The 11,813-nt window shown below is 46.8% G+C and carries 9 protein-coding genes; 3 read left to right on the top strand and 6 right to left on the bottom strand.

Annotated elements, in window-relative coordinates:
• Positions 1-156: 156 nt before the first annotated feature.
• From GF309_12710 to GF309_12695, 4 genes are all read right to left on the bottom strand, one after another.
• Positions 157-1,383 (bottom strand): diguanylate cyclase, encoded by a 1,227-nt coding sequence (locus tag GF309_12710; GenBank protein MBD3159646.1) that lies wholly within the window; start codon positions 1,381-1,383, stop codon positions 157-159.
• Between the two features lie 14 nt (positions 1,384-1,397).
• A complete protein-coding gene (locus GF309_12705; protein MBD3159645.1) occupies positions 1,398-2,141 on the bottom strand; it encodes a hypothetical protein in 744 nt (247 codons plus the stop codon).
• Positions 2,142-2,249: 108 nt separating this feature from the next.
• Positions 2,250-3,215, bottom strand: coding sequence for an ATP-dependent 6-phosphofructokinase (locus tag GF309_12700; protein ID MBD3159644.1), 966 nt, complete (start codon positions 3,213-3,215; stop codon positions 2,250-2,252).
• Positions 3,216-3,745: 530 nt separating this feature from the next.
• Entirely contained in the window at positions 3,746-6,055 is a 2,310-nt protein-coding gene (locus GF309_12695; protein ID MBD3159643.1) for a hypothetical protein, read from the bottom strand.
• A gap of 301 nt (positions 6,056-6,356) precedes the next feature.
• Between GF309_12695 and GF309_12690 the strand changes: the two genes are divergently transcribed.
• Both GF309_12690 and GF309_12685 read left to right on the top strand, forming a co-directional pair.
• Positions 6,357-6,953: a leucine-rich repeat protein gene (locus tag GF309_12690; protein MBD3159642.1), complete on the top strand. Its 597-nt coding sequence runs from the start codon at positions 6,357-6,359 to the stop codon at positions 6,951-6,953.
• A gap of 85 nt (positions 6,954-7,038) precedes the next feature.
• Positions 7,039-7,641 (top strand): redoxin domain-containing protein, encoded by a 603-nt coding sequence (locus tag GF309_12685; protein ID MBD3159641.1) that lies wholly within the window; start codon positions 7,039-7,041, stop codon positions 7,639-7,641.
• On the opposite strand, the gene GF309_12680 is transcribed toward GF309_12685, so the two are convergent.
• Positions 7,609-8,694 (bottom strand): calcium/sodium antiporter, encoded by a 1,086-nt coding sequence (locus GF309_12680; GenBank protein MBD3159640.1) that lies wholly within the window; start codon positions 8,692-8,694, stop codon positions 7,609-7,611. The genes GF309_12685 and GF309_12680 overlap by 33 nt on opposite strands.
• A 157-nt stretch (positions 8,695-8,851) precedes the next feature.
• Here GF309_12680 and GF309_12675 point away from each other — a divergent pair, with 157 nt between their 5' ends.
• Positions 8,852-9,817: a VWA domain-containing protein gene (locus tag GF309_12675; protein ID MBD3159639.1), complete on the top strand. Its 966-nt coding sequence runs from the start codon at positions 8,852-8,854 to the stop codon at positions 9,815-9,817.
• Positions 9,818-9,964: 147 nt separating this feature from the next.
• On the opposite strand, the gene GF309_12670 is transcribed toward GF309_12675, so the two are convergent.
• The gene (locus GF309_12670) at positions 9,965-11,776 is read right to left on the bottom strand and encodes a hypothetical protein (protein MBD3159638.1); all 1,812 of its coding nucleotides are present in this window, start codon (positions 11,774-11,776) and stop codon (positions 9,965-9,967) included.
• Between the last annotated feature and the right edge of the window lie 37 nt (positions 11,777-11,813).

Genomic DNA, 11,813 nt, shown 5'->3' with positions numbered 1-11,813 from the left:
AGAGAAAATTGACGCGTCCTCCTTGAGCTCACCCTCTTCGTCAAAGTCACTCAGTCGAGTTTGTAGAATGTGACCTCGCTTCTTCATCGTCTCCACACGTATGTTTGAATGTAGATTGATAAACTACCACAATTCACTCTAATGGGGAGCTGTACCCTACCATACTTCTTCAAGAACCCGAAGGGCATTTTTCCCCACAATCTTCGTTATCTCATCATCAGAGTATCCGTGCTTGACCATCCAGCGAATGACATTATGTATCGCTTCAGTCGGGTTTTCAAGCCCCTTTACATGGCTCGGAAGCTCCTTGACTTTGAGGTCCTCTTCCTGCTTAGGCCGTGCATAGTGCCCCTTTCCCTCCTTAGTCATCTGCTGGTCGTACAATTCGTATAGACCGACATGATCGCCGTAGAGGGTATCTGGCCCGCACCCAACGTAATCAATGCCCATCAGGTCAATGCAGTACTCCAGGTGCTCCATGTAGGTATCAATCGAGGGTACGGGATTGTCCTTCGTGGCGGTGTATCCCGGTGCGGCCTCGATACCAATCATACCGCCTTTCTCAGCCAAAGCCTGCAATACATCATCGGGTACCATTCGTTTGATTGGGTGAACAGTCTTCGACCCGGCATGCGAGATGATGACAGGCTCCTTGCTTGATTCGATTGTATCTCGTGCAGTCTGGTCACTAACATGACTCACGTCGATGAGCATGCCAAGTTTGTTCATCCGAATCACGCAGTCATATCCAAAGTCTGTCAAGCCACCGTCACGCATTTCATCAAGCCCTGTCCCCAGCATATTCGACTCGCTGTACACCAACCCCATCTGGCGCACTCCAAGACCATACAAAACATCAATGCGGTCCACCTCGTTCTCGATGCATGTTGATGACTCAAGTGCGGCGACCCACGCCAGTTTGCCGGTTTCGAATGCGTAGTAAATGTCGTTGATATTTTTGCAGTGTATAACAAAATCCTGGTGGGCTATATCACAGAGACGCTGGCCTAGGTCATGAATCGTGTCGTTCCAGCTCCAGCCATGCTTCGTTGTAATGATTGCCGACCCGTTCATCATATTGTCAAAAACGCAGTCCAGGCCCGACCTGCTCAGTGATTCGTAGGCCATGAAGTCCCTGCCTTCTCTGTTCAGGTCAAGCGATTCTGCAGGGTCCTCCGTATAGAAGACCGGATGCTCGTGGAGATCAATGATGATGTTCTTCTCGATGATTTCTTCCACGCGCTCTTCTTCGGACTTCGACAGCGGAACCAGATACGACCATTCCTCTGGTGTCGCTTCTCTGAACTTGAATGCCTTGTAATCGATTCCAGGTTCTAGGTAATCGTAAGCTTTGTACCCCGAGTACTCCTTTCCTTTTCCCATTGTGTGACCTCTCATCATTCTTTGAAAACCGTATCCACCAGCTTCTCAATGTCTGCAGCTGGATACGTTACACGGCTTTGCATTATGCCCATGTCTACGAAGCTTTCAGCCATCTTGATTGCAGCTGATAACGGATTGATGACCGGGATTCCGACATCCCAATTCGTAGTGGCAGTGCGAAACGCCATGGACATGCAACCCAGAACCACAGCGCCTGCTCCATGCTCCTTGGCTTTGTGAATCGCATCGCTAGCCTGTTTAATGACCCTGGTGGGATCATCGCTCCACATCTCTGTAATCGGCATCTCAACAAACTCTACTGATGCAAGCAGACTGCCAAGCCCCCTCGCTCTAGTCTTGGCTAAGATGTCATCTGCCGATTCAGTTGCACCTGCTTGTCGAGGGGATATCACACTGAAGCGATCTGCAACCATGCAGGCGATATGATACGCAGCTTCCGCCGGACCGATAACTGGAACTTCCATCAACTCTCGTGCAGCTGCCAATCCCGGGTCTCCAGCGCAGCCGATCATGATTGCATCGAATGTGTTGTCCTTCCTCAGGTTGAACAGCCATTCTAGCATCGGGCCTACCGACATGTACGCTTCTATCTCGGATTCGATAGAAAGCGGGCCTTCTCCAACCTCTTCAACGGTAACTTTTGTTCCGGGTCTTGCCAGTTCATTCGTGACTTTCTCTCGTCGCTGGATTTCTTCAGCTGGCATTCCGTCGCCCGGAATAAGATAGAGCAATTCCAAAGGGCATACCTTCTCAGCATGTATCTACGCCGCGGTATTATACGTTTTCGAGTCAGGGTGGAATCGATGAAATAGTGTCTCTTGAGCACCAATACATCCACATGGGAACTAACTCGCCAGCTCAGCCATGTGATCTAACATCCACTTGGGAATACCTTTGCTATTCGACCAGGTCTCCTCGAAGGGAGTCTCTACGATTTCACCATCGATTTCGCCAAGCATCACACCGCTCCGCTTCTCAAGTATGCATTTCACAGCATGTGCTCCCAATCTGCTCGAAAGCAAACGATCCTTTCTTGTAGGATTCCCACCGCGTTGAATGTATCCCAGCACAGAAACCCTGCATTTTTCATCAATCATCTTCGAGAGTTTCCGGCCTACTTCTGTGGCGTCTCCCGCCTCGTCGCCTTCTGCTACCACGACTATCGCGCTTGTTTTGCCTCGCTCCCGTCCCCGAATGATTTTGTCTGCGATTTGCTTCAAGTCAGTCTTTGTCTCAGGGATGGCCAGTGCAAGCGCTCCTGAAGCAATTCCAACGTGCGCAGCTATATGCCCAGAGTGACGGCCCATAACCTCGACTAAGAAAACTCTCGCATAAGATGTAGCGGTATCTCGGATCTTATCGATTGCTTCGAGTGCATTGTTGACGGCGGTATCAAAGCCGATGCTGTAGTCGGTTCCATAGACATCGTTATCGATTGTGCCCGGGAGTCCAATCAGTATCCCATTCCAGTGTTCTCCTAGGTAGGCCAAGCCTCGCATGGTGCCATCTCCACCGATTGCTATGAGCGCATCAAGGCTCAGCTCGCGGAGTGTATCCGCTGCGGCAGTAACGCCTTCCTTCGTCTTGAACTCCTTGGAGCGGCCGGTGGTGAGGATAGTGCCACCTCGATGAATGATATGAGCAACGCTTCTGGCATCCAATGGCTTGAAGTCCTTGTCGATAAGGCCCTGTAGCCCACCCAGAAAACCTACCACCTCAAATCCTCTTGCACAGCCAACTCGCACAACAGCACGGATAGCAGCGTTCATGCCAGGTGCGTCGCCGCCGCTAGTAAGAATACCGACTTTCATGGTATCTCAGTAATGGTGGCGTGCCAAATAAAGGAAACGACCACATGGGTTACATCACAAAGACAGATGAATCTCTGTGAAAGGTACGTGCTCAAGAGCATACAACAACAGGAAACTTCATTTCTGTCGTGAGGTTGTAGATTGTACGGTTTTGCTACTTGTACCCAACGAGCAAACATCCCCACAATGAAAGAGTGTGTACCATCTTGGCGGCCTCAAGAATAGTTAATAAGACTACGATGCGTTTGATGTAGCTGTAGGAACGTTATTCCTGGTGAAATGGGGAAGGAGTGAGAAAAAGTGCAAGATTTGGAATTGCCTCTGATATTTGGTAGCATAATGTCAATCGTCACAATTGCAGTGATAATCATAGTCATTATCTTATTGTGCCGCTATTTGCGCCAACCAGCACCTTCTTCAGATTGATGAGATGATAGCCTGCCACATCTTCGGGCTCCCGCTCAGTAATTTGTCAATGCCAAAGAGGGCATCACGAACACCACTGCTCAAAACACTGGTTAAGCCACCCCCTAGGTGGCCCTTAACACGAGAGTTGCTTTTGGGTCTCTCTCGATGTCTTCTCGAGTAAAGAGCATCTGATGATATTCTCCGTTTAACCATGGTTCAATCATGTCACCATAGTGCTCACTCAATGGATGTCCTGATTGACCTGGCGGTGCAACTGCCACAGATTTACTCAGGTCACTGAAGTCAAGAATCATCCTCATTGTAACCCCTCCGTTGCATTTATTCTCCTCAAGTGAAGCGTTCCAGAAAGCGTTCAAAGTGAAAAAGTCGCCGGGTACTTCAAAGGGTCCGCGATTCAATATCTTCAGATCAGGATGAATCTTAGACAAGGGGTGGACGAACGTAAGATGATGCTGTAGGCCCCATCTCCAGCTCTCCATGTCATCACCGTGCTTTTCCGTAAGCTCACCAAGAGTCATGTCCAAACTGTCTGAAAGCGCCCTATCTCGATTCTCCACGTTCGATTGGCTCTCCTCAGGGTACAACCATCTGGAAGGATATTTCAAGAAATGAAGCGTGTTTGCAGCACCATTCATGAAAAGCGTGAATAGCTTCTTGCCGAGTCTTTCTTTGAATACAAGCTCCAAGAACTTCGTAATCCAAACATGATAGATCAGTGCAGCACCACTGTCCACCCTCACGTGATAATCCCATTTCTTCAGTATCTCTAGGGCTTCAGCTTGTCGTTCATTCCGTGGTTCAATGTTGGTCAAATATTGGCAGATTTTTCGAGCTATCCGAGAATAGAGATCTAATTGAATCCGCTTGAAATCTTCGACACCAAGCTTTTGCTTCTCAAGCAGCAGCTCAATGATACGGTCCGATCTGTAAGGATACAAGAAGTAGTGACTGATGAAATAGGGATAGTCCGGAGGGACAACCTTGTTATTCGCGGTAGCAATTAATTGCGTTTCTGGATTGAATGACTGAGGCATCTCTTCAAAGGGTATGTATCCGTCCCATTCATATTCCTCATTCCACCCCGGAACAGGAACAACACCTTGTCCACGTTTTCTAATCGGGATCTTACCTGACATGCGATAGCCGATATTCCCTTCGGCATCTGCATACACGATGTTCTGACTGGGAAGAGTCCAATGTTTCACTGCGTTTTTGAATTCGTTCCAGTTCTTGGCTTTGTTGAGAAGAAGGAAAGCGGCAAATACTTCTGAGATATCTACCTCATTTTCAATACCCCTATGTGCCAGCTTGTATTTCTCATCGATTTCCAAAAACCCAAGATCACCGTAGGACACGGGATACGACTCAAGAATGGGCCCATGTTCTGACAGCAAGAACTCCTTGTGGAAAGCTTCCTTCCCTCTGATGTCTATGGTCTCCTCAGCAGTTTCGAAATCTATCCATTTGCCATTACTTCGATACTGTTGTGGATTCTGAGGATTCACTTTCTCAATATACAAATCCTGTACATCAGCAAAGGAATTGGTATACCCCCAGCCAATGTGTCCGTTGTGCCCGACCGTGATTCCGGGTAGTCCAGCTACCGTAAAGCCTGTAACATTCAAATCGGGTGCATTCAGATGGTTCTCGTACCATATGCCTGGTATGGTATGCATTAGATGAGGGTCATTTGCCAACAACGGTTTCCCAGTGATTGATTTCTCACCCGATATTACCCAGTTGTTGCTCCCAATCGAGTTTTGTACAAAAGTCAGGAAGTCATGCTCCGACTGACCTGCGAAGGATGGAGTCTTACCGGGGGGAAATAAAATAGACGCAGTCTTTTCGCCGAACTTCTCTATCAGTTTGAATCTGATGAACTTGAAGAAGTTGGTAGCGCTCAGTCCAAACGAGAGCCCTAAGAGAACAAGTACTTGATCTTGTGCCGTGAATTCTTCCGGACTGAATTGAAGGAGTTCGTATCCGATTGGTAGAGTTTCCTCGTTGTGAGAAATGTATTGGTTGATTCCTGCACCATATGAATCCAACATCTCAATATGCTCATCGGTTTTTTTCTCTTCTATTCTGTGGGCCAGCCTCTGTGCAATCCTATTGAGACCAATGTTTCTGTAGAACAGGTCTGACTTCAGCATAGCCTCTCCGACGATTTCAGACATCGTGCCTTTGACGGTCCTTCTAGTCAGCTCCATCTGCCATAGCCTGTCTTGCGCTGTAACGTAACCCTGCGCCAAAAACAAATCATTCAAATTCTCTGCATAGATATGGGGAACCCCAAATCTATCGCGGATGATTTCCACATCTTCCTCAAGCCCTGATATGCCAAGTTCTCCCTCCGTTTTGGGAAGAGATGCTTTGGTTTTGTCCAATAGATCCGACAACTCAATCAACATCCCTTTATAAAACAAATTCTTATTCGATTAAACAATAAATAGCTTTCTCCCAGTACGCAGGATGGTATTGTCTCTAATCGAAAAGGTATCTCAAGGGCTTCAAACTTGTTTAGCCGAAATAGCAAGCAACGCTAAGTGGCAATTTACCCTGGAGAATGAAAAAGGAGAATGAATCGGTCCATAGAGATGCGGAAGTACATCTTCAAGCTGGCTGAGCACCGTAGCGGGAACACTTGATGCCTGATATCCCCTAGACGTAAAACCAGTACCCATATGATTCTGGCCCACACGCGGATTCTTAATATATGATAAGCACAACAATGTGCTATGTAATCGCGGGGGTTCTGACGTGGAAAGAGTCACTGTTCGCTACGAAAATGAAGATGGAACTGCACATCAAGTGATTTACCCTCCGGATGTTAGAAACATCACACTTGGTGATAGACACATTCGTTACATAGATCTGTCAGCGCTTTCCTCTTGTACACAGCTGGAGAGACTGAATCTTGATCATAACAAGCTGGAAACAGTCGACATATCGTCACTTAAATCCTGCAAAAACCTGAAGGGTCTTAATCTCTGGTCCAATGAGCTGACCGAAATTGACCTAACGCCACTTGCTTCCTGCAAAAAGCTGGAGTATCTAATCCTTAGAAAGAACTGGCTCGAGTCATTGGATTTAAGTCCGCTTGCTGCGTGCAGTCAGCTGAATACGCTGCTTCTTTCACTAAACGCACTTCAAAGAATAGATCTCGCTCCGCTTGCCTCCTGTACACAACTAGAGCATCTAAGATTATACAAAAACAATATCAATAAACTAAATCTATCTCCTTTGGCTTTCTGCACCAGTCTCTCGGATTTGCACACTGACAACGAAGGCGGAAGTACGACCCGTTAAGTCTGAGCTGGCAGGGCTAGCATCTTATTCGCATTGCAACAGCAATCCTCTGCTTCCTGAGAAATTCTTAATATCATAGAAATCAATGGTTGAACCAGTTCTTTGCGTTCTGAATCATTGGATAAATAGAAATGGCAAGGGGTGGATTATCCACACTATGAGTGAAAACTTTGAGCAGGACCCTGAGCAACCACTGCATGTTGGTGAAGAAGCACCCGATTTCCATCTCCAAGCATCGGACTGCAGTGAATTCGACCTGTCAGATATGGCCGGAAAGGTCATAGTTCTTGTATTCCTATCTGAAACCTTCTCCGATTACACAGAAGACCAAGTCCATATCTTCAAGAAACTACACCAGGCGCTGAAGAGAGACAATGTAGGAGTCGTAGGAATCGTGACTGAACCCATGGCAACAATTGACACATTTGTTGACGAGGAAAACATTCCGTTCCGAATCCTGTGCGATTTCAATAGAGAAGTAGTGGAGAAGTTTGGCGTTCTAGCAGAAAAGATGGATGGACTGAGGATGGTTGCACGTCCTAGCGTATTTGTGGTAGACAGGAATGGTACAATCATTTACCGATGGATCAGGGAAGAGGATGAATCACAGCCCGATATCGACAAGATAACGGAGATTGCTAGGAATGCTGGAGGGTCAGGCGATTGGAAGCAACGAAATAACGATTAAGACAAGCTGTGAGAGAAAGAAGAGAGAGAGAAGCAAAATTCCCTCATTCCGAGTGACACGCCAATCTCGCCGGATGACATAATGAAAGACCAGAGCAACGGCTGCAGCAAGTTGCGCCATGACCAGACCCTGTAACATACCCACTTCTATGCCGGATAGCAATCCACCAATGCCCAATGCCAGCGTTATGTTGACGATGTTACTCCCAATTACATTTCCAATTAAGAGTCGTCCAAAGCCTCTTCTGGCGCTGTTGATGGAGACTGCCAACTCCGGTAGAGAGGTTCCAATGGCGACGAGGGTAAGACCAACAAGCCCCTCGCTAATTCTCCATTCAGTAGCAATGTAATCAACTCCGATGATTAACGCCTGTGCGCCAATTACAATCAGAATAAGACTCCCAAGTACAATCACACTGTATTTCGCCAAGAGACCTCCACTGCTTTCTTCTTGGTTAGTAGTTCCGGATACGCGTCGAGGCGGTCGAACTGGTTTTCGTAGCAAACCTCGAATAGTTGTCAGAAAACGCAGTCGGATCAAATAATCGATAAAAACCGGAAACTGAAATGAAGACAAGGACTCCTCCCGTTGTGAATAGAGAAACGCGAGATAAGTGACGAACAACAGAAGCAAGAGCAGAGCTTCCCAGAATGAAATCACACCCGGAGAAATAGGTTCCAGCAAGGCTGCAACAAGCCCGAGTATGGCAAGTATCATAATTTTCGAATCACGTTCAAGGACAACAGCATTTGAAGACAGCGGAGAGATCAGCGCACTCAAGCCAATTATGAGAGTCAAATTAGCCAAAAAGCTACCAATAACATTTCCGAAGGCCAAAGATGGCTTTCCTGCGAGAATTGCCACGAGGCTAGAAATGATTTCAGGCATTGAAGTCCCAATCGCCACAATCGTCAGGCCGATGGTAAGTTCTGATATGCCTAGTTCTACCGCCAATTGTGAGGCATATTCAACAAATATGTCTGCACTGTATACCAGCAGGGCAAGACCTCCTGCAAATAGCCCCAGATTAACGATTGTGATACCCAGCTCCATCACATACACTCCTCTATTAGATTCACCTATGTTGTTTGCAGTTCTTGTTTTCGCGCTTCACACTCTCAATGGAGAACCATCAAGTGATTATTGAATTCAAGAATGGATTATAGAGATTGCCATTTTTCGCAAGGTAGAGAATCGTATTACTCAGGCCATGGCTAGGACTCGGACTTTGAAGCCACACAATAACCTCATATCCTCGTGTGGGAGAGGAATACGAGAGGAGAATAGCGTGTCAGAAAGACTCGGTCAGTTGGACATTGTGTTTGCAGTAGATAACACAGGATCCATGGGCCCATACATCAATAACGCGAAACAGAAGATATTGGAAATCATCCGTACAATCCAGAGGGAAGAATTGTGCCATCGACTCCGCATAGGACTGGTGAGCTACAGAGACCACCCTCCGCAAGAGAAGACCTATGTAACGAAGAAGAACGAGCTTACAAGTGACACTCAAAGAATAGAGAAGAATATCATGGCCATGAACGCAGACGGTGGCGGCGACGGCCCTGAAGCGGTCGCTGACGCGCTAGAGGTGGCCAATCGCATGGAATTCCTACTTGACTCCGCCAAAATCGTAGTGCTGATAGGAGACGCACCTCCACACGGAGTAGAGCCAAACGATAACTGGTCAGATGGCTGTCCCGAAGGAATAAAGTGGGAAGAAGAAGTTGAGAAGGCATACGACCAAGGGATTGTTGTCCACACGGTAGGCTGTTTTCCTGAAATCAGCACCTACGAGAATGCAATTGGAACATTCGTAAGAATTGCTGAAGGAACAAAGGGCCGCTTCATACCGCTTAAGGAAGCCGAGTTGTTAGTTAAGGTCATTACGGGTATAGCTGTTGAAGAAATCGACAAGCTTGCAATCCAAAAGTCGATTTTGGAGGATTTGGGAATCTCGATGGAGGAACTCAATGAAGAAGACCTCACGGAGGATAAGATTGCGGACTTGGTTGCCGCCGTTCGATCAAAAGGAATGACAAGACGAGCGATGAAAGCTGAGGCCCCCTCGGGGCTAGCTTCTTCTGAAGACGTGGAAGTAATGTCAGAAGAAGTCGATGAAGAGGATGTCCGGGAAGCGGTTAGACAACTCCGCAAGAAAGCAAAGAAGTAATTCAATCCGAGGATAAGTGAGACCATCCATATCTCTTTGTCTCCTCTTAGGCAAATTATTGATGCATCAGAATCGGACTGGGAAAACTCCCGCAAAAAAAGGAGCAGGAGAGCCACTTGCATGGCTCTCGCACGCGTTCTAGGTGAGTTACTTCTTCTTCATCCAGATGATGATGACAATCACCACAGCTGCACCTATTGCAGACGCAACCAAGATGAATATGTAATCCATTCCTTCTGGGGGCGACGTGGTAGTAGTTGTTTCTCCAGTTGTCGTAGTAGTTGTCGTTGTAGTGGTTGTAGTTGCGGCATCTTCGGCAACGGTAAGGTAGACTGATGAAGTTGCCAAGTTGTCTGAAGTATCATTAACCGCGATGGTTAAATTCCAGACGCCAACACTCAGCCCTCCAGCGTTTACAGAAATCTTTGAGCCATCCCAAGCACCGCTGTCTTCTACCGTACCATTGATGTAGAAAACAAAAGAATCCGGGAAATCCTCCGTGAATGACCAGTTCACCAAGTGCTCAGCCTTTCCCTCTTCGTAGTACAGGTTATCAGGTGCATCCACAAAAGATGGATAAGTTGTATCCACTACCGTCACCATAACTTCGTCTGTTGTGAACGAACCAACGCTGTCATAGACGGTTAGTTCGAACTCGATTAATCCAAGGCTGTTCTCTTCAAGCTCATAGATGATTTGCCCGCCGTCCCAAGAGCCGCTCTCTACTTCGACTGAATTGCGTTCGATCGTGTATGAGTAAGGTCTTTCGCTTGAGGGAGTCCACGTAATCGATTCCCCGGTTTCAAATACCTCGATACTCATATCACTTGGGCTGTTGATTGTAGGTCGCATCATGAATGCAATTTCGTTCAGCCAGAGCTCATAGTTGTCTGCGTATGTTGAATCGTCGGTATCATCAGTGTAAGCCCCAATGGCAAACATGTTGCACAAAGCTCTTCCGTTGACACTCAGAACAATCGCAGATTGGTTCTCTTGAGGAGTCGGTGTTATACCCGCGACACCAGTGGCATTGTCAAAAAGGGTTACATTTGTGAAATCAGTGTAGAAGTTGTTATTATCCGAGGAGATGTTGTTTGCATCGTATTCAATGGGATGATTGAATATGGGATGACCTGATTGCCAAGGATAAACTGCAAGAGGTCCACTCGTAATCCTGGAACCGGTCCCTTCAAATCCAAGATAACTGAAAAGGCCTAGGTCATGGACACTTGTCTCTGCTTCTGCATAGAAATAGAAATCCCGCATAATGAGATTCCCACCCGACTCAAGGTAGATTTGAATGTCATTATAATACGGCCCAAGCGAGAAATAAGAAGCATCAATGATGACTAAATCCCATGATTTCAGATGCAAGCTCTGATTCAGGTAGGAAGAAACAGTGTGGAGCATGAAATCTATTTCTAATTCATTGAGGGCCCTTGAAAGAGAAGAGCGATACTCACTCCCGCCGGCAGGTAAATGGCTGATGTGATAGCTTTGATGTACCAAGACATCTGCATCCCAAGAAACAAGCCAGTTTGCGAGGTTGACTGAAAGTCGAAGGTTATCGGGTTGCTGAATCCTAGTGGGATCGAAAATATTGATATCACTAACCATGGCGACTCTACCAGAGCCGTATTCATCTGCCCCCACAACGACATCAGCGTTATCAGTGATGACAATGGGAACCGCATCTCCTTGAGTATTTACCACACCTCCAGCGGCGGGGAATACTTCTGTGAGACCTTCACAAATAGGATGCATAGCAAAAACAGTTGATGACCCCTGTTCATTATGAGTTGAGTTCCATTCCAGATCAGAAAAGCCTAGAAGTTCGTTTACTCTCTCCCTTGAATCAGAATAGCCATGTTTATCTCCGAGTATGAGCAAACTACCCCCAGCATCAACCCATTCACTTACGGCCTGAACTTCTGAAGCAGTGAAGTTTATGTCTGGCATTACGATGATCAACATATCGTAACCCTCAAGGTTATTT

The sequence above is a fragment of the Candidatus Lokiarchaeota archaeon genome (genome assembly GCA_014730275.1).
Classification (GTDB): Archaea; Asgardarchaeota; Thorarchaeia; order Thorarchaeales; family Thorarchaeaceae; genus WJIL01.
Note: the sequence above shows the minus strand (reverse complement) of the source record. Positions and strands in the feature narration are given on the sequence as shown.

Bases quoted from the DNA above. Each gene is read 5' to 3' on its own strand.
- GF309_12680 (MBD3159640.1), bottom strand. From the start codon at position 8,694: ATGGAGCTGGGTATCACAATCGTTAATCTGGGGCTATTTGCAGGAGGT.
- GF309_12700 (MBD3159644.1), bottom strand. From the start codon at position 3,215: ATGAAAGTCGGTATTCTTACTAGCGGCGGCGACGCACCTGGCATGAAC.
- GF309_12685 (MBD3159641.1), top strand. From the start codon at position 7,039: ATGGTTGAACCAGTTCTTTGCGTTCTGAATCATTGGATAAATAGAAAT.
- GF309_12675 (MBD3159639.1), top strand. From the start codon at position 8,852: ATGGCTAGGACTCGGACTTTGAAGCCACACAATAACCTCATATCCTCG.
- GF309_12670 (MBD3159638.1), bottom strand. From the start codon at position 11,776: ATGCCAGACATAAACTTCACTGCTTCAGAAGTTCAGGCCGTAAGTGAA.
- GF309_12695 (MBD3159643.1), bottom strand. From the start codon at position 6,055: ATGTTGATTGAGTTGTCGGATCTATTGGACAAAACCAAAGCATCTCTT.
- GF309_12710 (MBD3159646.1), bottom strand. From the start codon at position 1,383: ATGGGAAAAGGAAAGGAGTACTCGGGGTACAAAGCTTACGATTACCTA.